This is a genomic window from Gordonia phosphorivorans, assembly GCF_042432625.1.
Lineage (GTDB): Bacteria > Actinomycetota > Actinomycetes > Mycobacteriales > Mycobacteriaceae > Gordonia > Gordonia phosphorivorans.
In genome coordinates, this window is record NZ_JBHLWV010000023.1 from 38,833 (window position 1) to 60,286 (window position 21,454).

The window sequence follows — 21,454 nt, forward strand, 5'->3', positions numbered from 1 at the left end:
ACCGTGCTGTGACCCTACCGGTCGGGATGGTGGGGCTGATCTGCTCGCAGGAGACTTGTTTTGTCTGTATTTCACCGCATCAACGCCACTCGCTCGGTCGGTGCGCGCGCCGTCACCGGTGCGCTCCTGGTCGCTCTCGCGGGCGGCGGCGTCACCGGCATGGTGATGCACAAGGAGTTGACCCTGGCGGTCGACGGGCAGGTGCGCGAGGTCTCCACGATGGCCTTCTCGGTGGAGGATCTGCTCAACGAACAGGGCATCGAGCCCACCTCCGGGGACAAGGTGAACGTCGACCTGGCGAGCATGCCGCAGGACGGCCAGACGCTGACCATCGATCGACTCAAGCAGGTCGAACTCAACCTCGACGGTCAGGTCGAGGTGGTCCAGACGCACAAGAACTCCGTCGGCGAGATCCTCGCCGAACGGGGCCTGACGGCCGCCGCGGTCACGTCCTCGCTCGATCAGCCGGTCCCGGTGGTCGGTGCGGACCTCGACGTGACGCTGCCCAAGTCGGTGGTCGTGGTCGACGCAGGCAAGACCCAGCGCACCGAGGTGGCGGCGAAGACCGTCGGCGAGCTCTTCGAACGCACCGGCAATCCGCTGGCGCCCACCGACAAGGTGGTGCCCGCCGCAGACACGCCGGTCAGCAAGGACATGACCGTCAAGGTCACTCGTATTCGCGATGAGAACAAGACCGTCACCGAGAAGGTCGCGCCGCCGGAGATCGCCAAGAAGGACCCCACGCTGGTCCGTGACCGCAAGGTCGTCGAGAAGCCGGGCACCCCGGGCAAGGCCGAGGTGACCTACAAGGTGACGACCGTCAACGGCAAGGTCACCAAGCGCGAGAAGATCGGCGAGAAGGTGCTAGTGGAGCCCACGCCGGCCACGGTGCGGATCGGCACCAAGCCGGGTGCGCCGCACGTGCCCGTCGGCGTGTGGGATGCCCTCGCGCAGTGCGAGGCCACCGGCAACTGGGCGATCAACACCGGCAACGGCTACTACGGCGGCCTGCAGTTCAACCAGAGCACCTGGGAGCGTTGGGGCGGCCTGGAGTACGCGCCGCGCGCCGACCTGGCCAGCCGCGAAGAGCAGATCGCCATCGCCAAGAAGACCCAGGCCGCGCAGGGCTGGGGCGCCTGGCCCAGCTGCACCTCACGCCTGGGTTTGCGCTGACCGCGCGCCCGCCGCATGCGCGGGTTGACGCACCAGGGACAATGACCGGGTGACTGATTCGTCCGACGTGCGCCTCCTCGGCCCGGCTGAGATTCGCGGCCTGGCCGCCGAGCTCGGCGTGCGACCCACCAAACAGCTCGGGCAGAACTTCGTACACGACGGGAACACCGTGCGGCGGATCGTCGCCGTCTCCGGGGTGGGGGCCGACGACGTGGTCCTGGAAGTGGGCCCCGGTCTCGGCTCGCTGACGTTGGCGCTGCTGCAGACCGCCGGTCGGGTGGTGGCCGTCGAGATCGATCCGGTCCTGGCCGCGCGCCTGCCGCGCACCATCGACGAATACGCGCCCACGCGCAGCGGAGACTTCGACGTGGTGACCGCCGACGCGATGTCGGTGCTGCCCGAGCAACTCCCGGTGACGCCGACCGCGCTGGTGGCAAACCTTCCCTACAACGTGGCCGTTCCGGTGTTGCTGCACCTGATGGCGCACTTCCCGACCCTGCGGACCGCACTGGTGATGGTTCAGGCCGAAGTGGCCGACCGTCTCGCCGCCGGCCCCGGCAGTCGGATCTACGGCGTGCCGAGCGTCAAGGCGCGCTACTTCGGCGACGTCAAACGCGCCGGTGCCGTCGGCCGCAATGTGTTCTGGCCGGAACCGAAGATCGAGTCGGGGCTGGTGCGCATCGATCGTCGCGACGTGTTCGGTACCGACGCGCAGCACCGACGGGCGACGTTCACCGCCATCGACGCCGCGTTCGCGCAGCGACGCAAGACGATGCGCTCGGCGCTGTCCGGCTGGGCCGGCGGAGCCCCGCGCGCGGAGGAACTGCTGCGGGCCGCCGACATCGACCCGGGCATCCGGGGCGAGCGGCTCGACGTCGCCGACTTCGTGCGGCTGGCCGAAGTGGCCGGAACCTCGGTGGCCGGGGGCGACCGATGATGGGCGGGGCCACGGCCCGGGTGCCGGCCAAGATCAATCTGCATCTCGGCGTGGGCCCGCTGCGCGAGGACGGCTACCACGAGTTGAGCACGGTGTTCTGTGCCGTATCGCTGTACGACGACGTGACGGTGCGCGCCGCCGAGGAGCTCGCGATCGCCGTGACCGGCGACAGCGCCGGCGAGGTGCCCGCCGATCCGACCAATCTCGCCGCGCGCGGCGTCGCCGCGATCGCCGAATACGCGAACCAGGCCGACGTGAACGTGGCGATCGAGATCGACAAGCAGATTCCGGTGGCCGGCGGCATGGCCGGCGGCTCCGCCGACGCCGCCGGCGCCATGCTGGCCGCGGCGCGGCTGTGGCGGGTCGACTTGGGCCGCGAGGAGATCATGGACATCGCCGCCACGCTGGGCAGCGACGTGCCGTTCGCGCTCCTGGGCGGGGCGGCGCTCGGCACCAACCGCGGCGAGAAGCTGCTGCCGGTGCTGCATCGCGGGGACCTGCACTGGGTGCTGGTGGTGGCCAAGACGGGGCTGTCGACCCCGGCGGTGTACCACGAACTGGACCGACTGCGGGCCGGACGCGGCGAGACCGTACCGCCGCCGGAACGGCCCGACGAACTGATGGTGGCGCTGGCCTCCGGGGACGTGCACGCGGTCGCACCCTTGCTGCACAACGACTTACAGCCCGCGGCGCTGTCACTGCAGCCGCTGCTGCGGCGCACCCTGCGCGCGGGCAAGGAAGCCGGTGCGCTGGCCGGGATCGTGTCTGGTTCCGGACCCACCTGCGCCTTCCTGTGCGCCGACGCGGACGCGGCGATCGCGGTGGCCGCGGAACTGTCCGGGCTGGGTGTGGCCAAAGCGGTGCGCACCGCCCACGGGCCGGTCCCGGGTGCGCGGCTGGTCCCGGCGCACGGCTGACACACACCGACCTGGAAACACCTTCCGGCAGAACGAACGGAGAAACATGGCACGCCGTCCGACAGATGCGGGCACCAACACCTCGCTGGTGATCGTCGAGAAGGTGAGCAAGAGCTTCGGCATCAAGCCGCTGCTCGACGAGGTGAGCGTCGGGGTGCACGAGGGCGAACGCATCGGCGTCGTCGGCCTCAACGGTGGTGGCAAGACCACCCTCCTGGAGATCATCGCCGGGATCACCGAACCGGATTCCGGTCGCGTCACGCGGACCGGCGGCCTGGAGATGGTGACGGTGACCCAGCGGGGTGAACTGCCCGCCGGGTCGACGGTGTTCGAAGTGGTGCTGGGTGCGGGGACCGCCGAACACGAGTGGGCCGCGGATTCGCGGATCCGCGGGGTTCTGGCCGGTCTCGGGGTGGACGAACTGCTTGAGCGGGACGTGTCGGCACTGTCCGGCGGACAGCGGCGGCGAGTCGCGCTGGCCGCGGCCCTGATCACCGACGCCGATCTGCTGATCCTGGACGAACCGACCAACCACCTCGACATCGAGGGTGTGTACTGGCTGGCCGAGCACCTGTGCGCGCGGCGCAGTGCGCTGGTGGTGGTGACCCATGATCGCTGGTTCCTGGACACCGTCGCCGACCGCACCTGGGAGGTGCATTCGGGACGGGTGGACGCCTACGACGGCGGCTACAACGACTGGGTGTTCGCGCGCGCCGAGCGTGCGCGGCTGGCCGACGCCGCCGAGGAACGCCGCCGCAACCTGGCGCGCAAGGAACTGGCGTGGCTGCGGCGCGGCCCGCCCGCCCGCACCTCCAAGCCCCGGTACCGGGTGGAGGCGGCCGAGAAGCTGATTGCCGACGTGCCGCCCCCGCGGGACAGCGTCTCGCTGTCGGCGTTCGCCAAGCGGCGGCTGGGCCGGGTGGCCATCGAATTGGAAGACGCGCAGGTTCGGGCGCCCTCCGCAGCCGACGGCACCGAAGGTCGAGTGCTCCTGACGGACACCACCTGGCGCCTGGCGCCCGGTGAGCGCATCGGTCTGGTCGGGGTCAACGGGTCGGGCAAGACCACACTGTTGCGCGCACTGGCCGGCGAGGTGTCGGTGGCGCCGGGGCGGCGGATCGTCGGTAAGACGGTCTCGCTGGGCTGGCTGCGGCAGGAACTCGACGACCTGGACGAGAACATGCGCCTGCTCGAGGCGGTGGAGGAGGTCGCCGGGCACGTGATGCTGGGCGACAAGGAACTCTCGGCCAGCCAGCTGGCCGAGCGGTTGGGCTTCTCACCGGCGCGTCAGCGCACCCCGATCCGCGATCTGTCCGGTGGTGAGCGGCGTCGGCTGCAGTTCACGCGTGTCCTGATGGGTGAGCCCAATGTGCTGCTGCTGGACGAGCCGACCAACGACCTCGACATCGACACGCTGCAGCAGTTGGAGGACATCCTCGACGGCTGGGCGGGCACGCTGGTGGTGATCAGTCACGATCGGTACCTGATCGAGCGCATCTGCGACAGCACCTGGGCCTTGTTCGGCGACGGTGCGCTGACCAATCTGCCGCGCGGTATCGACCAGTACCTGGAGCGGCGGGCCAGCGATGCGGCGGCCGCGGTGAGCCGGAACAAGGCTGCGAGCGCAACGAAATCGCCTGTCCCGCAGGCGACGTCGGGCTTGACGCCGGCCGAGCATCAGGCCGCGCGCAAGGCCGTCAGCCGCGCCGAACGGCAGATGGAGAAGCTCGGCAAGCGCGAGGACCAACTGCATGAGGCGATGATCGACGCCGCCGTCGACCCCGACCGCCTGGCCGCACTCAATGAGGAATTGCAGCAGGTGATCGCCGAGAAGGAAACCGCCGAACTGGAGTGGATGGCCGCCGCCGAACTGCTCGAGTGACCCGCTCGATCACTCGGCCGCGGAGTAGGTCACCTCGGCGACCGCGACCTGCTGCGGTGCGGACTTGTTGTTCCCGAACCAGACCTTCCATGCGTCACCGGATTTGTCGAACAGTTCAGCGCTGTTCGTGCGCAGGTAGACGAACTTGTAGTCGCCGCTGTTAGTCGCTTTGCAGCTGTATGCGTCGCTGAATCCGGGGGGCGGCATATCCCAGGCTCCGGCGAACTTCTGCAGGCATTCGGTGCCGTCTGCCAGGGTCAGAGTCCATGGCATGGGGTCGTCTTTCGGGCCGTCGTCCGGCAGGGTCCCGGTCAGGGTGATCTCGATCAGTTCCTTCTGCGTCGGGGAGAAGGCACACAGCATCTTCTTGCCGCCGGCGGGCCAGCAGTTGGGTACCGCGGACGCGCCCGCCCCGCAGAAGTAGACGCCTTTGGTGATCGCGCCGACGCCGGGGCGGCAGTATTCGGCCTCGTACGGTATGGGGTTGACCTTGCCGCGGGTGAAGCCGTTGATCGGGTTGCCCGACTTGTCGACGGCCACCACGCGGTTCGCCTCGGGGCCGCCGCTGGTGGAACCGCCGGTGCCGGGTAGGCAGCGGCACAGGACGACGGTGGTGACGGTGGCGGTGTCGATACTGTCCCCGCCGGTGTAGCCGATGCGGTAGGCGGTGCCGGCAGCCTGGTCGGCGGTGAAGATCGCGACCCCGTCGGAGTCCTGGACCGGTTGGCCGTAGAGTTCGACGGCCCGTGTGCCGGGAGTACCTTTGGTGACGCCATCGATCGTGGTGCCGGCGCTGCCCGGCGGGTCACCGGGGCCGATCTCAACCAGCGCCTCGTCCTCGAAAACGTAGGTGCAGTCGACGTAGACGTAGATCACCCGCTTGCCGTCGGTGCGGCCGCTGGCCGGGAAGTCCGGGTGGCTGCGGCGAATTTCGGCGAGGCTCTGGCCGATCTCGATACCGTGGCGCGAGGTGGGCGACAGCCGTAGGGCAGCGACTTGCGCGTTCTGTGCTGCGGCGAGCCTGGCAGTCAGCTGCGCGGCGTTGTCGGCGGTGACGAACAGGCCGCCGCCCTCGTCGGCGATGCATTCCAGGCCGGAATCGTCGGTGCGGAAGCCGACCGCGCTGATCGTGATGTCCGGCCGGTCTTGGTGGATCCGTGCAGCGGTCTCACACGGGTCGGGGGCGCAGGTCGAGGCACCGTCGGAGACCAGCACGATGGATCCGGCTCCACTCTCGGGCAGCTGATCGGCCGCCGCCTGCAGCGCGCTACCGATCGGAGTGAAGCCTTGCGGCGCCAGTCCGTCGAGCGTGGTCCGCAGCTGCGCCTTGTTGAGCGGGCCGAGGGGAACGGCAGTCGTGACGTCGGTGCAGGCTTGCTCCGGGCCGACACTCACCGGCTTGGTGGAACCGAACGCGACCACACCGAAATCGGTGCCCTCGGGCAGGCTGTCAGCGAGCGCGGTGACTGCGCTGCGGGCGGCTTCGATCCGTGGCCCGGGGGCGTCGGCGGTCTGCATCGACTCCGAGGCGTCGAGCACCACGACGGTCGGCACCGCCTTCGTCTCGCCTGCCGCGGCCGGTGGCATCTTCTGAGGTTCGCCGGGCACCGAACGGCTACAGCCCGCCAGGATCAGGCTTGCCACGGCGACCAGGATCACGAACGGCAGCAGGTGATTTCGAGCCAACGCCTTCATGCCTCGTACGGTAGGACGGCTCCGCATCGTTGCGTATCGCTTCGTCCGATACGGACCTCGAAAGGACCGGTTGCGTCGCCGGGTTCATCCGTTCGGGGGAGGTCGTCGTGCCCGCGTGACAGGTTGCCTTCGGCCTTGGGCCTCCCGGGCTCAGAACGGCGGCTCGTCGGGCAGTCCGGCGAAACGACGGTCGTGGTTGGCCTTGCGTTCGGCGCGACGCCGGGCGTGCTTGGCCGCCGTGCGGGTGCGGGCTCGTTGCGGGCCGTCTTCGACGGATCCGCTGGCGGTTCCGGTCGCGTGCTGGCCGGCGAGTTGGTGGGTGCAGCGGAGGTCGGTCAGGCGCGGGATCAGCCACTGGTTGGGCGCGAGCACCTCCACTGTCTGTCCCATCGGGGTGGTGACACTGGAGTGATAGCGCCCGCTGGAGTCGATCCACAGGTCGTCGACGAAGCCCTCCAGATTTGTTTTCACCAGGTGGTGATAGCGGCACTTGGGCAACAGGTTGCAAACGCAGGTGGGTCCGCCGAGGTCGGGTCGGACGTTGTCGTACTCGGCCACATGGTCGAGATCGCAGGCGAAGGCTGCTCGTTCGCACCCGGGGATGGAGCAGGTGCCCCACAGGAACCGCGCGATGAGGTCGGTGAGCAGATTCGGGCGATACGGATCGCTCGGCAACGACGTTTTCGCGATCACCGCGGCGGGTTCTCCACCGATTTCTGCGGGAGGCCGTGTGTCATCGCCCCGGCGCTCGTCCGGGGTTTCGGGGCGGGGTGCTCGTCGATGCAGCGCAGCCTCTTCCGGTCGCGCAGCCGAGTTTTGCCCGGCAGCGGCGTTGGGTGCCAGCAGGTCGTCGAGGCTGTGCTGACGAATGACGGCGTCACCGCGGGCGGCGATCTCGCGCACATGCTCCGCCGAGATCGGCCCGTGTCCGTCGAGATAGCCGCACTTATCGCCGCCCTCCAGCGTGGTCGCGTCGCAGAGGACGTGCACGACGATGCGGGCCGCGCGCGCGTCGAGTTCGACCTCGCTGATCTGCGCGGTGCAGCCGTCGCTGTCGCATTCGCAGGTGAACGGCTTGCGCTGCAGCAGCGCGATCGCCGCATCGGAGCGGGCCTGGGTTTTGGTGCGCGGATCTGCTGGGCAGCGGCCGGCAATCACCGCGTCGAGCATTTGCCGCGCGAGGCGGACGTCCTCGGCGGTCGCGGTGAGGAACAGCTGCGCCATGCCCGCTTCGAGGCTCTGGTGGCCGAGGCTGCGGCCATCCTTGGCGCCGTCGCGTTCGCGGCGCACGGCATCGGGATCGTTCTCGGCGACCAGCCGACGGGCCAGCGCGCCTGTCTTAGTGACTGAGATCGAGGTGTAGCCGCGTTGTGCACCCAGGATCTCCTTGGCGATCAGGGTGTCGATCTGTCTCATGAGGGCTTCGTCGAAGACGAGTCGGGTTTCGTGGGCGATGCGGTGGAAGCGGTCGCGGTCGATCAGGCCCAGGCGCATGGTGGCGTAGACGCGCGGTAGTCGTTCTCGGGCGTCGAGGGCGTCGGCGAGGAGCGCTTCGGCGGCGTACTGGGTGCTCTCCAGGCTCATCTGCAGTTCGAGCGTCGTCTGGGCTTCGGCGTCGATCAGCGACTTCTGGGTCGCGACGAGGTCGCTCATCGAGGTGCAGACACGCGAGTGCAGCGACAGCGCGAACTGAAACAGTTGCCAGTCGAGGAAGCAGTGTCCGTTCTTGGTGGCAGCGATCGCGCCGACGACACGTGACGTCGGCAGGCCGGCGAGGTCGGTGCCGGGCGCGGGGAGGCCGCAGCCGGTCAGGTCGGCGTCGGGCCACATCGAAGCGGTTCGCTGTGTCATGGCTACTCACCTCCCCGAGTGAGCCGATACCCCTGGTGGATCTGACGTTCTAAAGAAATGTTAGACCCGCCCTACGACAAGATTGGGCCCGGCGACCTCGTCTTTCCCGAGAATTCCGACCGAATTCTGCCGACCGGGGCATCGGTGCGAGGAGTGATCGTGAGACTTGTTGTTTTCGGAAGGATTGTCCGTGTCGTCCTCAATGCCCTTTACCGACAACTATCGGGACCTCTCGAACGGTGACGGCTACCAGTTCGAGTTCCGGTGCGAACGATGCGGAAACGGCTACCGCTCGGCCTTCCGGCGGAGCATGCGCAAGACCGGCGGGGCGCTGCTGCGCGGCGTCGGCAGCTTCCTGGGCGGGCGCGGCAGCTCCCTGGCCTACCAGGCCAGCAGCGCGCTCGACCGCGGCACCAACTCGACCGAGAAGGACGCCGCGCTGCGCGCCGCCGTCACCGAGATCTCCCCGATGTTCGTGCAGTGCCGCGGCTGCGGTGACTGGGTGTGCGAGCAGGTCTGCTGGAACGATCAGGTGGGTCAGTGCGTCCGCTGCACGCCGATCCAGTCCGAGCAACTGGCCCAGCTGCAGGCACAGGCGCGGGAGACGCAGCTGCGCGACAAGCTGCGCGACACCCCGCTGATCGACGGTATCGATGTGGCGCAGCAATCGGTGCCGCGGTGCCCGGGCTGCCAGTCGCAGACCACCGGCGGCAAGTTCTGCGGCAACTGCGGCACCGCCCTGGCCGCGGTGCGCGCGTGCGGCGGCTGCCAGGCGCAGAATCCGCCCGGCGCGGTGTTCTGCTGCGAATGCGGGGGCAGCCTGCTCTAGCGACCGCCGAGCACCACGGTGCGGTCCACGCCGACCCGCTCGACGAAGCCACGGTCGTGGGAGACCAGCACCAGCGCTCCCGTCCACTCGGACAGCACCGCGACCAGGGCCTCGACGGTACCCAGATCTAAGTTGTTGGTGGGTTCGTCGAGGATCAGCAGACTCGGGTTCGGCGTGGCCGACAGCGCCAGAGCCAGCCCGGTGCGCAGGCGTTCACCACCGGACAGCTCACTGAGCCTCCGTTGCGAGCGGTCGCCGACGAAGCCGAACCGGGCCAGATGGGCGTGGACCCTCTCGGGCTCGGCGTCGCGCGCCACCGCACAAGCGGCCTCGGCGACGGTGCGGTCCTCGTCGGCGAACGAGATCATCTGCGGCACAAAGACATAGGGCACGACGATCGCCGCGGGGTCGGCCGTGAGCGATGCCAGCAGGCGCGACTTCCCGGTGCCGTTGCCGCCGGCCACCAGGACTCGCTCCGGACCGGTGATCGGCAACCGGGGGTCGACGACCACCTGGGTGCCGCTGCCGAGGTCCGGGTTCTCCAGGCGCAGCGTCGGCGTCGCCGAACGCCGGTCGGCGGCGCGCAGGTCGGCCCAGTCGGCGCGGGCGGCGGCCACCGAATCGCGTTGGCCCCGTTCGAGTTTGCCCGCCGACACCTGGGCCTTGTTGGCACGCAGTCCGGCGGCGATCGGCGGCACCCGCTTCTCCCGTTGGGCGCGAGCGGCGGTACGACGGCGACGTGCCAGCGCCGTCTGCGCCTCGTCGAACTGGCGTTGCTCGCGCCGCACCTGCGCGGCCGCGGTCGCGGTCTGCTCGGCGTGCAGTTGAGCCTCGGCGTCGAGCACCTCGCGGTAGTGGGTGTAGTTGCCGCCGAACGAGCGGAGCCCGCCCTCGCGCAGTTCCAGCGTGTGCGTGGCGCGGTCGAGAAGTTCCAGGTCGTGGCTCACCACCAGCACGGCACCGCCGAACTCGGCCAAGGCCGCCTGCAACCGTGTCCGTGCGGCGTCGTCGAGGTCGTTGGTGGGTTCGTCCAGCAGCAGCACCGCGGGCTCGGCGAGCAGGGCGCGCGCGAGCGCCAACGACCGGAACTGGCCGCCGGAGAGCCGGTCCAGCGGGCGATCGAGGTCGGTGGGCAGGCCGAGGCGGTCCAGCTGCGCGACGGCGCGGGCGGACAGATCCCAGTCCTCGCCGACGGCGTCGAAGTCGCCCGGGTCCACGCTCCCGGCTTCGATCCGCGCCAGGGCCGTGCGATTGCTCGCGATCCCGAGAGCGTCGGCCACCGTCGCCGCGGTCGCCGGCGCGGCGGACTCCTGGCGCACCAGGGCGATCCGGCCGTCGTGGGTCACGGCACCGCGGTCGGGCGAGCGCTGGCCGGCGAGGATCTCCAGCAACGTCGTCTTGCCTGCGCCGTTCTCGCCCACCAGCGCGGTGAGGCCGGGGCCGAGGGTCAGTTCGGCTCCGTCGAGGACCGGTGCGCCGTCCGGCCAGGCGAAGTGCAGGTCGGTGGCGATCAGGGAGGGGGAAGACATATCGTAGCCGAGGCTACGGCGTGCGGCCGGGGCTCGGCCACTGTTTTTCCGCGGCTCGGGCCGCGGGCTAGCGTGTGGGGCATGTCTTACATCCGGACCACCGTGCACGGCGACGTCGGCGAGATCATTCTCGATCGGCCCCAGGCCCTCAACGCCCTCGACCAGTCGATGATCGACGACCTGTACGCCACGCTGCTGGCCTGGGCCGACGACGACGCGATCGAGACGGTGCTGGTGACCTCGGCCAGCGAGCGCGCCTTCTGCGCTGGCGGCGACATCCGGGCCATCCGGGACAGCGCCCTCGACGGGGACACCGCGGCCGTCTCGGCTTACTTCGCCGCCGAGTACCGACTCAACCAGTTGATCGCCGAATACCCGAAGGCCTATGTCGCGTTGATCGACGGACCGGCGATGGGCGGCGGCCTGGGCATCAGCGTGCACGGGGAGGTGCGCGTGGTCACCGAGCGGGCGCTCATCGCCATGCCCGAGACGGCCATCGGCTTCATCCCCGACGTGGGTTCCACGTACTTCCTGCCGCGCCTGCCCGACGGCGTGGGCCTGTGGCTGGGCCTGACCGGGGCGCGGCTGCGCGGTGCGGACGCGGTGGCCGTGGGGCTGGCCACCCACTTCGTGCCGTCCGCTCAGCTCGACGGGGTGGCCGAGGCGATCCGCTCGGGCCTGGGGCTTCGGGCGGCCTTGGAGAACCACCGCGAGCCGGTGAGCACCGAGCTCCCGCTGGCCAAGATCGCCGGCTACTTCGAGGTCGGGGCGGGTGCCGCGGGCATCCTCGGCGGCCTACGCGGCGCCGTCGGTGACGACTGGGCGCAGGAGACCGCCGACCTGATGGACGCGGCCTCGCCGACCAGCCTCGCGGTGACGGCGATCCTGCTGGAGGCGGGCGCGCAGTCGTCGCTGGAACAGTGCCTGGAGCGGGAACTGCAGGTGGCCGAGCGGATCACCGCGACCCATGACTTCATCGAAGGCGTGCGGGCGGTGCTGGTGGACAAGGACCGCAACCCGGCGTTCGAGCCGGCGGCCCTCGACGCCGTCGACCCGACGACCGTGGCGCGAATCGTCGGCGAGTGACGGTGGCCGGCGCGGTTCAGTGCTTGACGGTGAACCAGCCGGACAGGGAGACCGTCGGGGCCGGCAGCGCCAGGTCGTCGCGATTGTAGTCGACGTCGTCGGAGGGCGCGAACGGGTTCGCGGCGCGGGCGGCCGCGGCCGCGCAATCGAAGCGGCCGCTGGCGACCTCGGCGGTCACCGTCCGCAGCAGCAGGGAACACTGATCCGCGGAGTAGTAGACGCCGTCGATCGACGCCCCGATGCGCGCGTTGATCGGATAGTCCAGCGGGCCGACCTTCGGGACGTAGCCGTTGCCGAGCGGAGGCAGGACCCCGCCGGTCAAGGAGACCGAATCGAATTCCACCTGGGCGCCTTCGCCGCGGGGACCGGCGAACGTGAACAGCAGCGTGTCCGGCGGCACCTGGGGGTCTGCGGGACCGCTCTTGGCGAACTCGACGCAGACCGCTCCCGGACCGGCGTACGGGTAGACGCCGACGTGGATCGAGCCGCTGGAGTAGTCCAGGCCGTAGCCGCTGCGCACCACACGGCCGGGCGGCGGGGTCTGGCCGCAGGCCTCCAGTGCGCGGCGCTGTGCGGGCTCCGGAGCCTGCGGGGCGGCCGCGGACGACGAGACCGCGCGGTCGTCGTCCGCCCGGTCCGGCTCCTCGCCGGTGTCCGTGCAGCCGGTCACGATCAGGCCCAGGACGGTCAGGCCGAGCACCACGGCGGTGCGCGCCGGCCGGGGAGCGCGCATCAGTTGTCGGCGGCGGCCACCAGCGGGGCCAACATCAGATCGGGGAACTCCTTCTCGATGAACTGCAGGCGCCACTTGTCGCCGAACAACGCCAGGAGCGCGCCGTCGCTACGGGTGAACACCTCCACGCCGCGCTGACGGTCGAGATCCGGTGCGCTGGCCTCATCGGTGCGACGGGCCAGCGAGTAGCCGAGCGGCTCCAGGATGGTGTCGACGTTGAACTCGGCCTTCATCCGGGCGGTGACCACCTCGAACTGCATGGGGCCCACGGCCGCCAGCACCGGTGCGGCGTCGCCGCGCAGGTCGTTGCGCAGCACCTGCACGACGCCCTCGGCGTCGAGCTGGTCGATGGCCTTGCGGAACTGCTTGTACTTGTCGGCCGTGGTCACCCGGAGCGTGGAGAAGTGCTCCGGCGCGAACGAGGGGATCGGCGGGTACTGGATCTTGGGGTCGATGTAGAGCGTGTCGCCGGGTGCCAGCGCCATCGCGTTGACCAGGCCCACCACGTCGCCCGGGTAGGCGGTGTCCACGGTGGAGCGGTCCCGACCGAAGACGGCCTGGGCGTACTTGGTGGCGAACGGCTTGCCTGTCTGCGCGTGCGTCACGACCATGCCGCGCTCGAACTCGCCGGACACGATCCGCATGTACGCCAGCCGGTCGCGGTGGCTGGTGTCCATACCGGCCTGCACCTTGAAGACCACCGCGCTGAACGGATCGGTCACCGCGCGCTCGGTGCCGTCGATGCCGTCGCGGCCCTCCGGTGCCGGAGCGAACTCCACCAGCGATTCGAGGAGCTGGCGCACCCCGAAATTCAGCATGGCCGAGGTGAAGATCATCGGCGAGGTCTGTCCGGCCAGGAACATCTCCTGGTCGTGGTCCTGACCCATCTCGCCGAGCAGTTCGCTCTCCTCCACCGCCGCGATCCACGCGTCGCCCTCGGATTCGAGCGCTTCGTCGGCGGTGAAGAACGCCTCCGGGGCGATCTTGGAGCCGCCTGCGGTGCGGGTGAACTTGATGAAGCCACCGGTGCGGCGGTCGAGGAGACCGCGGAAGTCGCCGGCGATACCGACCGGCACGAACAGGGGAGTGGGGATCAGCCCGATGCGGTCGGTGATCTCGTCGATCAGCTCCAGCGGCGTCTGGCCGGGACGGTCCCACTTGTTGACCACGGTGATCACCGGGATGCCGCGGTGGCGGCACACCTGGAAGAGCTTGAGCGTCTGCGGCTCCAGGCCCTTCGCCGCGTCGATCAGCATCACCGCGGCGTCGACGGCCGTCAGGACGCGGTAGGTGTCCTCGGAGAAGTCGGCGTGCCCGGGGGTGTCGACGAGGTTGATCACGTTGGGCACGTCACCGCTGTGCGCGCCCTCGTAGGCGAACTGCAGTGCGGTGGAGCTGACCGAGATACCGCGGGCCTTCTCCATCTCCATCCAGTCCGAGACGGTGGAGCGTCGACCGCCCTTGCCGTGTACCGCGCCCGCCTCGCTGATCATCCGGGCGTGCAACGCCAGCGCCTCGGTCATCGTCGACTTGCCGGCGTCCGGGTGGGAGATGATGGCGAAGGTCCGACGGCGCTTCACTTCGCGTGCGATGGCCTCTGAACTCACCCGTTCACGCTATCGGCCCGAGCGAGGAAGGAGCAAAAGCGCCGTGGCGTTCCGGCGCTCATTCGAAGGGGATCGGCGGCATCTTGATCACCTGGGCGGCGTAGCTCAGGCCGGCGCCGTAGCCGAGCAGGAGTGCGGTGTCGCCCGGCTTGGCCTCACCGGTGGAGAGCAACTGCTCCATGGCCAGCGGGATGGACGCGGCGGAGGTGTTGCCCGCGGTCTCGATGTCGTTGGCGATCACCGTCTCGGGCCGGAAGTTCAGGTGCTTGGCCAACAACTGGTTGATGCGGGTGTTGGCCTGGTGCGGCACGAAGACATCGATGTCGGAGGCGTCCACCTTGGCGATGTCCAGTGCGCGCTGGGCGGCCTTGCCCATCTCGAAGGCGGCCCAGCGGAACACCGCCGTGCCCTCCAGTCGCAGGTAGGGGCGGTTCTCGTGGTCGTCGCCGTCGAGGAAGGTGATCCAGTCGATGTCCTGACGGATTGCGTCGTACTGGCTGCCGTCGCTGCCCCAGACCACCGGCCCGAGCTCGAGCCCGGTGGTCGGTCCCACCACCACGGCTCCGGCGCCGTCGCCGAAGATGAAGCAGTTGGTCCGGTCGGTGGGATCCATGGTGACCGACAGTTGCTCGGCGCCGATCACCAGTACGTGGGTGGCGGTGCCGCCGCGGATCATGTCCGAGGCCAGGCCCATCGCGTAGCCGAAGCCCGCGCAGCCTGCGGTCACATCGAACGACGGCACGCCGTTGGCGCCGAGCTCGGTGGCGATCTTGGTGGCCCCGGCCGGGGTCAACAGCAGGTGCGTGTTGGTCGCCAAGATCACCGCGTCGATGTCCGATCCGGACAGCAGGGCGTTGGCGATGGCCTTGCGGCCGGCGTTGATGCCCATCTCCACGACGGTCTCGTCGCGTCGGGCGAAGCGACGGCTCTTGATTCCGGTGCGCGTGTAGATCCACTCGTCGGACGAGTCGATGCGTTCGCAGATCTCGTCGTTGGTCACGACGCGATCGGGCCGGTAGGCGCCGATCGAGAGCATGCCGAAATTGGAGATGCTGGGCAGTGCCGCGAATTCCACCATGAAATCAAATGTCTCATGTGCGCGAGCTACTCAAAAGTAGTTCGCGCACATGAGTGTCGCGGGGCCGATTCAGTCGCCGTCGACGCCCGCGAGGTGTGCCGCGAGCGGGCCGACGGGTGCGTCGGCGAGGCCGTCGAAGCTGGTGACCTTCGGCGCCGGCGGCAGGGTCACCACGGCGCCGGCGTAGCTCAGGCCCGCGCCGAAGCCGAGCAGGAGCGCGGTGTCGCCGCCCTTGGCCTTGCCGGTGGCCAGCATCTCCTCGATCGCCAGCGGAATCGAGCCGGCCGAGGTGTTGCCGGTGTTCTCGATGTCGCTGGCCATCGGCAGGTCGTCGGGCAGACCCAGATTCTTCTTCAGCAGCTCGCTGATCCGGGCGTTGGCCTGATGCGGAATGAACACGTCGATGTCGTCGAGCCCCAGGCCCGACTCGGACAGCGAGTTGGTCAGCGCCTTCGGCAGCGTCACCGCCGCCCAGCGGAACACGCGCGGGCCCTCCATGTAGATGGTCATGCGGCCCACCGGATCGGTCTCGGCGTCCTTGCCCTGGTATTCCACGGCACGCGCCATGTAGCTCACGGTGTCGATGTTCTGGGCGATCGCGGAGGCGTTCTCGCCGTCGCTGCCGGAGACGATCGGCGAGATGCCGTTCTCCTCGGTGGGACCCACCACGACGGCGCCGGCGCCGTCGCCGAAGATGAAGCCGGTGCTCCGGTCGGTGGGGTCCAGGCCCACCGACATGGTCTCGGCGCCGATCACCACCGCGTAGGTGGCGCTGCCGGCGCGAATGGCATCGGCGGCCACCCCGAGCGCGTACCCGAAGCCGCCGCAGCCTGCGGAGACGTCGAACGCCGGAATGCCGTTGAGGCCCACGTCGGAGGCGACGATGGGCGCGCCGTGCGGGGTGTTGTACGGCCAGCTGCTGGTACCCAGGATCAACAGGTCGATCTTGCTGCGATCGAGTCCGGAGTTCACGATGGCGCGCTCGGCGGCGGTCTTGGCCAGGTAGCGCATGTCTTCGTCGCCGGAGATCCAGCGGCGATTGCGGACGCCGCTGCGTTCGTAGATCCACTGGTCGGAGGAGTCCATCACCCGGCACAGCTCGTCGTTGCTGATCAGGCGGGCGGGGCGGCAGGCGCCGATGCCCAGCATGGATACGTTCTGATGGCCGGTAGGAGTAGCCAGATTCGCCACAGCGCAATCCCGTCTTGTCGTGGACCGGCGTAGGTCTACGTCGTCCTTATTTTTGACCCCTCAGTTACGGGATAGTAACCAATGGGTCATGGGAGGTCGGTCCGCCCCGGTGGCGGACATGAGTTAGGTCACGTGGATCGGCATCTTCTCCCGCGCCAACGCCGTCAGCAGACCGCCGGCCACCGACAGCACCGAGGCCATCAGGAACAGCAGCCAGAACCCGCCGATCGCGGCCACCAGGCCGGCGCCGATGATCGGGCCCAGCAGCTGGCCGAGGGAGGCGGCCACGTTCACCACACCCAGGTCGCGGCCGTGGTCCTCCTCGTGCGGCAGCAGGTCGGTGGCGAAGGCCAGCCCGACGGTGGAGAAGGCTCCGTAGCCCACACCCATCAGCGCGGCGGCGACCAGTGTCATCGAGAAGGTGGGCAGTGCGAGGATGAGGACGCCGGACAACGCTTGAACGCCCGCGGCGATCACGGTCGGCATGCGGCGGCGGCCGGTGCGGTCGGACGCGAGCCCGGAGACGATCGACGCGAGCACCACGAAGACGGTGTACACCACCACGAGAAGCAGCAGGTTGTTCTCGGCCGCGGTGTCGTCCTGATCGAGTCCGTAGAGCAGGAAGAAGAGCAGCAGGGAGGTGCCGAGCGCGTTGCCGATGTTGGTCACCAGGCGCCCGACGAGCATCCAGGCGAAGTCCCGGTCTCGCAGCGAGCGGAACCGGTCGCGTTCGACGAGTGCTGCTCGAACGTCCCGCACCGCCGGGGGGTCGGGCAGGCCGAGGGCGGCGACGGTGCCGATCACCGCGACGGTGGCCGCCAGGAAGATGTAGCCGGCCAGCACGCTCAGGCCGAGCGTCACCACCACCCCGACGCCCACCACGATGCCGGCGGCCTGCGAGGAGCCCACCGAGGCCGAGGCGGCGCCGCGTTGATCGGACGGCAGCTGATCGGCGATCAGTGCGGTGAACGCCGCCGAGGCCACCGCGATGCCGGTGGAGACGCCGATCCACGCCAGGGCCACGAGGGCCGGGAGGTGCGCCAGGCCGGTGAAGACCAGGCAGATCGCGGCGAGCCACACCCCGCCGAGCGCCCAGGCGCGGCGTCGGCCGCCGAGCCAGGCGGGCAGACCCGCGGTGCGGTCGGAGGCGGCGCCGGCGATCGGTCCGGCGATCACCGCGACCAGCCCGCCGATGCCCAGGATCAGGCCGGAGACCACCACGCCGCGCACCCAATGGTCGCCGCCGTCGGAGAGCTGATCGTCCAGCTGCAGCGGCAGCAGCAGCTGCAGCGGGGTCAGCTGGACCATCCAGATGGCCAGCCAGGCGAGGGTGAAGAGGGTGAGCCAGCGTCTCCCGACGCGGGCCATCACGCGCGGGCCTGAGCGATCAGTGCGCGGTACCAATCGTAGGACGCCTTCGGCGTGCGCTCCCCGGTGGTGAAGTCGACGTGCGCCAGACCGAAGCGTTGGGTGTAGCCGTCGGCCCACTCGAAATTGTCGATCAACGACCACACCGTGTACTCGTCGACGCGCGCGCCGTCGGCCATGGCGGCGGCGACCGCCCGCAGGTGCCCGTCCAGGTAGGAGATGCGGTCGGCGTCCTCGACGCGCCCGGCCGTCTCCGGTTCGGGGAAGGACGCGCCGTTCTCGCCGATGATCATCGGCGGCAGGGCCTCGCCGTAGCGCCGATCGAAATCGAGCAGCAGTGCGGTGAGGGTCTCGGGCATGATCGGCCAGTCTTCGCCGAAACCGGTCACCGGCACGCCCGGGGTGGGCAGCAGATCGAAGGGGATCGGGCTGTCCGCCGGGGGCGGGCCGATGGTGGTGGGGTTGTAGAAGTTGATGCCGTAGAAGTCCGGGCGCTGGGCGATCAACGCCAGGTCGCCGTCCTCGATCGGCAGTTCCGGGGAGCCGAGCGCCGTCAGGTCGGGGTACGCGCCGAGGAGCACGGGATCGGCGTAGATCCGGTTGTGCAGCAGGTCGTAGGCGTGCACGGCGGCGGCGCATTCGGGGCTGTCGTCGGCGGCGAGCACATGGGTGTGGTTGTTGGTCAGCCCCACCGACTCCGCGCCGGCGCGACGCAGCACGTCGGTCGCCAGGCCGTGCGCCAGCAACTGGTGGTGCACGGTCGGCAGCGCGTCGAACAAGAGGAAGCGGCCCGGTGCCAGTTCGCCGACCGCATAGCCCTGCAAGGTGGTCATCGCCGGTTCGTTGAGGGTGTACCAGTGCTCCACCCGGTCGCCGAGACGGTCGGCGACGAGCTGGGTGTACTCGGCGAAGCGGAACGCGGTGTCGCGGGCGAGCCAGCCGCCGTCGGCTTCCAGCGTCGTCGGCAGATCCCAGTGGTACAGCGTGGGGAAGGGGGTGACCCCCGCTTCCAGGAGGTCATCGACCAGGCGGGAATAGTAGTCCAGCCCAAGGGAATTGGCGCCGCCGCGGCCGTCGGGCTGGACGCGAACCCACGAAATGGAGAAGCGGTACCGATCCAGGCCGAGGTCGGCGGCCAGTGCGACGTCTTCGCGCCAACGGTGGTAGCTGTCGGCGCTGGGGTCGGCGGTGGAGCCGTCGATCACCCGCTCCGGGGTGTCGACGAAGGTGTCCCAGATGCTGGTCCCGCGACCGTCCTCGGTGCGGGCGCCTTCGATCTGGAAGGCGGCGGTGGCGGCGGAGAAACGCAGCCGCGACAACTGGTCGAGGGGGACGGGAGACGCTGTATTCAGAGAGGGCACAGTGTCAGATTAGAACACGTTCACCACGTGTGGACGACGTTCTGTGCGCCTTCCAGACCCTGCTGCACCAGCAGTTCGGCGGCGTCGACGCCGTTGCCGATCAACAGGTCCACCTCGGCGCGGTCGGCCGATGGGAAGGGTCGCAGCACGAAGTCGGCGGGGTCCTGGCGGCCCGGCGGGCGCCCGATCCCCAGACGCACCCGCAGGTAGTCGCGCGAGCCGAGGGCCGAGGTGAGCGAACGCAGACCGTTGTGTCCGCCCTCGCCGCCGCCGCGCTTGAGGCGGACCTGACCGAAATCGATGTCGAGCTCGTCGTGCAGCACGATCACGTCGTCGGCCGTCACGCCGTAGTACTTGGCCAGCGGTCCGATCTGCCGACCGGTGACGTTCATGTAGGTGCGGGCCTTGGCGACCAGCACCGGGGAACCGCCGATCCGCACGGTCGCCACTTCGGCGCCCGACTTGCGGTGGACGGTGTACTTCTCGCCGTACGAGAAGACCAGGCTGTCGGCCACCATGGCGCCGATATTGTGCCTGGTCTTCTCGTAAGCGGGGCCGGGGTTTCCCAGCCCGACGATCAGAGTGGGAATTACTCTGCGGCTTCCGCCACGTCGCCAGCGGCCTCGTCCTCGGTGGGCTCGGCAGCGGTCTTGGCCTCGTTGACCGACGCGACCAGCAGGTCGGCCGGGGAGACCAGGGTGACGCCCTCGGGCAGGATCACGTCGCCGGCGGTGACGTTCGCGATCGGCTCCAGGCCCTCGATGGAGGCGACCAGGTGCTCCGGGATCGACATGGCGTCGGCCTCGATCTCGATGGTGCTGGCGTCCTGGACCACCAGGCCGCCGGCCGGGCCGGGCTCGCCCTCGACCACGATGGGCACCTCGACGATGACCTTCTCGCCGCGGCGCACGATCAGCAGGTCGACGTGCTGGATGTAGTCGCGGGTCGCGTGGACCTCGACCTGACGGGTCAGGGCCAGCTGGCTCTCACCGTCGATGTCGAGATCGATGACGGCGTTGACGCCGTGGCCGCGCAGGATCGACGCGAGCGCGAGGTTCGGGAGCAGCAGGTGCTTGGGCTCGGAGCCGTGGCCGTACAGCACGGCGGGGACGTTGCCGGCGCGACGGTCACGACGGGCGGCGCCCTTGCCGGTGTCGGTGCGGGGGCTGGTGCTCAGCTTGGGGGTCGACATGGAGTTCTCCATCTTCTCGTGCGGTCCGATCTGATCCGAACCGGTGTGGGTGGTTACGCGGCAGACGACGGCCGAGACGAACAACCACCCGACGAGCGGGAGTGCCTTCCAGATCGCGCCGATTACGGTGATTCCCACGCTGTGGAACACCCTCGCCGAGACAACGGGAGAGAGTTTATCATGGGCCGATGACAGCCCCCAAGCTCGAACAGCGCACCGCGGACCAGCTCGTTTCGGACTTCTTCCAGGCGCTCGCGCAGGGCCGGGTGGAGCAGGCGCTCGAACTCGTCGACGACGACATCGTCTACGTCAACGTCGGTCTGCCGAAGGTGCGAGGCAAGAAGCTCTTCGGCACGGTGATGGGCGCCCTGGGCGGCGGGACGGTCGGCTTCGACCTGGAGATGCGGGCCATCGGCGTCGACGAGCGGGGCGTGGTGCTCACCGAGCGCATCGATGAGCTGCGGATCGGGCCGTTGCGCATGACGTTCTGGGTGTGCGGTCGCCACGAGGTCGACGGCGGCCGCCTCACGCTCTGGCGCGACTACTTCGACTTCGTCGCCGTCACCCGCGGATTCCTCCGCGGCCTGGCCGCGCTGGCGATCCCGGCGCTGCGTCGCCCGCTGCGGGATCCGATGAGCGCGGCCCGGCCGCACTAGAGCGCTCCGGCGATCGGAGCGCCGACTAGAGAACCTCGTCGACGTTCTGGATGGGGCGGGCGAGCCGGGTGCCCTTGTCGGTCACCACGAAGGGGCGCTCCACCAGCACCGGGTGCTCGACCATCGCGTCCAGGAGGGCATCGTCGTCGGCCTCGGCCAGGTTCAACTCGGTGTAGAGAGCCTCTCGTTTGCGGACCGCCTGCGCCGGCGTGAGCCCGGCGTCGGCGAACATCTGCTCCAGCTGCGGCCGGGTCCAGCCGGTGTCGAGATACTTGATCACCGTCGGTTCCAGGCCCGCGTCGCGGAGCTTGTCCAGCGTCTTGCGGGAGGTCGAGCAGCGGGGGTTGTGATAAATCGTCGCGTCCACGC

19 protein-coding genes are annotated in these 21,454 nt (G+C 69.5%); 7 read left to right on the forward strand and 12 right to left on the reverse strand.

The window, feature by feature from the left end; translation table 11 throughout:
- The first annotated feature begins 60 nt into the window (after positions 1-60).
- From ACFFJD_RS13375 to ACFFJD_RS13390, 4 genes are read left to right on the forward strand one after another with little or no spacing between them, the layout of a single operon-like run.
- A complete protein-coding gene (locus ACFFJD_RS13375; protein ID WP_382364939.1) occupies positions 61-1,173 on the forward strand; it encodes a resuscitation-promoting factor in 1,113 nt (370 codons plus the stop codon).
- 49 nt (positions 1,174-1,222) lie between these two features.
- Positions 1,223-2,110, forward strand: coding sequence for a 16S rRNA (adenine(1518)-N(6)/adenine(1519)-N(6))-dimethyltransferase RsmA (rsmA, locus tag ACFFJD_RS13380; protein WP_382364941.1), 888 nt, complete (start codon positions 1,223-1,225; stop codon positions 2,108-2,110).
- A complete protein-coding gene (locus ACFFJD_RS13385) occupies positions 2,107-3,027 on the forward strand; it encodes a 4-(cytidine 5'-diphospho)-2-C-methyl-D-erythritol kinase (protein WP_382364943.1) in 921 nt (306 codons plus the stop codon). Before rsmA ends, ACFFJD_RS13385 begins: the two co-directional genes overlap by 4 nt.
- Positions 3,028-3,073: 46 nt before the next feature.
- On the forward strand, positions 3,074-4,909 hold the full coding sequence (locus ACFFJD_RS13390; RefSeq protein ID WP_382364945.1) for an ABC-F family ATP-binding cassette domain-containing protein: 1,836 nt from the start codon (positions 3,074-3,076) through the stop codon (positions 4,907-4,909).
- A 9-nt stretch (positions 4,910-4,918) separates the two neighbouring features.
- On the opposite strand, the gene ACFFJD_RS13395 is transcribed toward ACFFJD_RS13390, so the two are convergent.
- Positions 4,919-6,604 carry a vWA domain-containing protein gene (locus ACFFJD_RS13395; protein WP_382364947.1) on the reverse strand — a complete coding sequence of 562 codons (1,686 nt, stop codon included), beginning with the start codon at positions 6,602-6,604 and terminating at the stop codon, positions 4,919-4,921.
- 150 nt (positions 6,605-6,754) lie between these two features.
- Complete coding sequence (locus tag ACFFJD_RS13400) at positions 6,755-8,455, reverse strand: HNH endonuclease signature motif containing protein (protein WP_382364949.1); 1,701 nt, start codon at positions 8,453-8,455, stop codon at positions 6,755-6,757.
- Between the two features lie 190 nt (positions 8,456-8,645).
- Here ACFFJD_RS13400 and ACFFJD_RS13405 point away from each other — a divergent pair, with 190 nt between their 5' ends.
- Positions 8,646-9,284, forward strand: coding sequence for a zinc ribbon domain-containing protein (locus ACFFJD_RS13405; protein WP_382364951.1), 639 nt, complete (start codon positions 8,646-8,648; stop codon positions 9,282-9,284).
- On the opposite strand, the gene ACFFJD_RS13410 is transcribed toward ACFFJD_RS13405, so the two are convergent.
- Entirely contained in the window at positions 9,281-10,813 is a 1,533-nt protein-coding gene (locus tag ACFFJD_RS13410) for an ATP-binding cassette domain-containing protein (protein WP_382364954.1), read from the reverse strand. The two genes, ACFFJD_RS13405 and ACFFJD_RS13410, sit on opposite strands and share 4 nt — an antisense overlap.
- A gap of 81 nt (positions 10,814-10,894) precedes the next feature.
- On the opposite strand from ACFFJD_RS13410, the gene ACFFJD_RS13415 reads away from it, so the two are divergent.
- Positions 10,895-11,899, forward strand: coding sequence for an enoyl-CoA hydratase/isomerase family protein (locus ACFFJD_RS13415; RefSeq protein ID WP_382364956.1), 1,005 nt, complete (start codon positions 10,895-10,897; stop codon positions 11,897-11,899).
- A 16-nt stretch (positions 11,900-11,915) separates the two neighbouring features.
- Here ACFFJD_RS13415 and ACFFJD_RS13420 read toward each other — a convergent pair whose 3' ends face one another.
- The 8 genes from ACFFJD_RS13420 to ACFFJD_RS13455 form a co-directional block, all read right to left on the reverse strand.
- Positions 11,916-12,632 (reverse strand): hypothetical protein, encoded by a 717-nt coding sequence (locus ACFFJD_RS13420; RefSeq protein ID WP_382364958.1) that lies wholly within the window; start codon positions 12,630-12,632, stop codon positions 11,916-11,918.
- The gene (locus ACFFJD_RS13425; protein ID WP_382364960.1) at positions 12,632-14,239 is read right to left on the reverse strand and encodes a peptide chain release factor 3; all 1,608 of its coding nucleotides are present in this window, start codon (positions 14,237-14,239) and stop codon (positions 12,632-12,634) included. The genes ACFFJD_RS13420 and ACFFJD_RS13425 overlap by 1 nt, the downstream gene beginning before the upstream one ends.
- 58 nt (positions 14,240-14,297) lie before the next feature.
- Positions 14,298-15,317 carry a beta-ketoacyl-ACP synthase III gene (locus ACFFJD_RS13430; protein ID WP_382364962.1) on the reverse strand — a complete coding sequence of 340 codons (1,020 nt, stop codon included), beginning with the start codon at positions 15,315-15,317 and terminating at the stop codon, positions 14,298-14,300.
- 69 nt (positions 15,318-15,386) lie between these two features.
- Positions 15,387-16,466, reverse strand: coding sequence for a beta-ketoacyl-ACP synthase 3 (locus tag ACFFJD_RS13435; protein ID WP_382364964.1), 1,080 nt, complete (start codon positions 16,464-16,466; stop codon positions 15,387-15,389).
- A 165-nt stretch (positions 16,467-16,631) separates the two neighbouring features.
- Positions 16,632-17,876 carry an MFS transporter gene (locus tag ACFFJD_RS13440; protein ID WP_382364992.1) on the reverse strand — a complete coding sequence of 415 codons (1,245 nt, stop codon included), beginning with the start codon at positions 17,874-17,876 and terminating at the stop codon, positions 16,632-16,634.
- Positions 17,876-19,237, reverse strand: coding sequence for a GH1 family beta-glucosidase (locus tag ACFFJD_RS13445; protein WP_382364966.1), 1,362 nt, complete (start codon positions 19,235-19,237; stop codon positions 17,876-17,878). The genes ACFFJD_RS13440 and ACFFJD_RS13445 overlap by 1 nt, the downstream gene beginning before the upstream one ends.
- A gap of 20 nt (positions 19,238-19,257) precedes the next feature.
- The gene (gene pth, locus ACFFJD_RS13450) at positions 19,258-19,818 is read right to left on the reverse strand and encodes an aminoacyl-tRNA hydrolase (RefSeq protein ID WP_382364994.1); all 561 of its coding nucleotides are present in this window, start codon (positions 19,816-19,818) and stop codon (positions 19,258-19,260) included.
- Positions 19,819-19,826: 8 nt separating this feature from the next.
- Positions 19,827-20,429, reverse strand: coding sequence for a 50S ribosomal protein L25/general stress protein Ctc (locus tag ACFFJD_RS13455; protein WP_382364996.1), 603 nt, complete (start codon positions 20,427-20,429; stop codon positions 19,827-19,829).
- Positions 20,430-20,617: 188 nt separating this feature from the next.
- Between ACFFJD_RS13455 and ACFFJD_RS13460 the strand changes: the two genes are divergently transcribed.
- Positions 20,618-21,085 carry a limonene-1,2-epoxide hydrolase family protein gene (locus ACFFJD_RS13460; RefSeq protein WP_382364968.1) on the forward strand — a complete coding sequence of 156 codons (468 nt, stop codon included), beginning with the start codon at positions 20,618-20,620 and terminating at the stop codon, positions 21,083-21,085.
- Positions 21,086-21,110: 25 nt separating this feature from the next.
- Here ACFFJD_RS13460 and arsC read toward each other — a convergent pair whose 3' ends face one another.
- The gene (gene arsC / locus ACFFJD_RS13465) at positions 21,111-21,452 is read right to left on the reverse strand and encodes an arsenate reductase (glutaredoxin) (RefSeq protein WP_382364970.1); all 342 of its coding nucleotides are present in this window, start codon (positions 21,450-21,452) and stop codon (positions 21,111-21,113) included.
- Between the last annotated feature and the right edge of the window lie 2 nt (positions 21,453-21,454).

Coding starts and splice junctions, on each gene's coding strand:
- ACFFJD_RS13410 (WP_382364954.1), bottom strand. CDS start 10,813: ATGTCTTCCCCCTCCCTGATCGCCACCGACCTGCACTTCGCCTGGCCG.
- ACFFJD_RS13400 (WP_382364949.1), bottom strand. CDS start 8,455: ATGACACAGCGAACCGCTTCGATGTGGCCCGACGCCGACCTGACCGGC.
- ACFFJD_RS13435 (WP_382364964.1), bottom strand. CDS start 16,466: ATGCTGGGCATCGGCGCCTGCCGCCCCGCCCGCCTGATCAGCAACGAC.
- ACFFJD_RS13460 (WP_382364968.1), top strand. CDS start 20,618: ATGACAGCCCCCAAGCTCGAACAGCGCACCGCGGACCAGCTCGTTTCG.
- ACFFJD_RS13385 (WP_382364943.1), top strand. CDS start 2,107: ATGATGGGCGGGGCCACGGCCCGGGTGCCGGCCAAGATCAATCTGCAT.
- ACFFJD_RS13415 (WP_382364956.1), top strand. CDS start 10,895: ATGTCTTACATCCGGACCACCGTGCACGGCGACGTCGGCGAGATCATT.
- ACFFJD_RS13455 (WP_382364996.1), bottom strand. CDS start 20,429: ATGTCGACCCCCAAGCTGAGCACCAGCCCCCGCACCGACACCGGCAAG.
- ACFFJD_RS13390 (WP_382364945.1), top strand. CDS start 3,074: ATGGCACGCCGTCCGACAGATGCGGGCACCAACACCTCGCTGGTGATC.
- ACFFJD_RS13430 (WP_382364962.1), bottom strand. CDS start 15,317: ATGGTGGAATTCGCGGCACTGCCCAGCATCTCCAATTTCGGCATGCTC.
- ACFFJD_RS13440 (WP_382364992.1), bottom strand. CDS start 17,876: ATGGCCCGCGTCGGGAGACGCTGGCTCACCCTCTTCACCCTCGCCTGG.
- ACFFJD_RS13420 (WP_382364958.1), bottom strand. CDS start 12,632: ATGCGCGCTCCCCGGCCGGCGCGCACCGCCGTGGTGCTCGGCCTGACC.
- ACFFJD_RS13395 (WP_382364947.1), bottom strand. CDS start 6,604: ATGAAGGCGTTGGCTCGAAATCACCTGCTGCCGTTCGTGATCCTGGTC.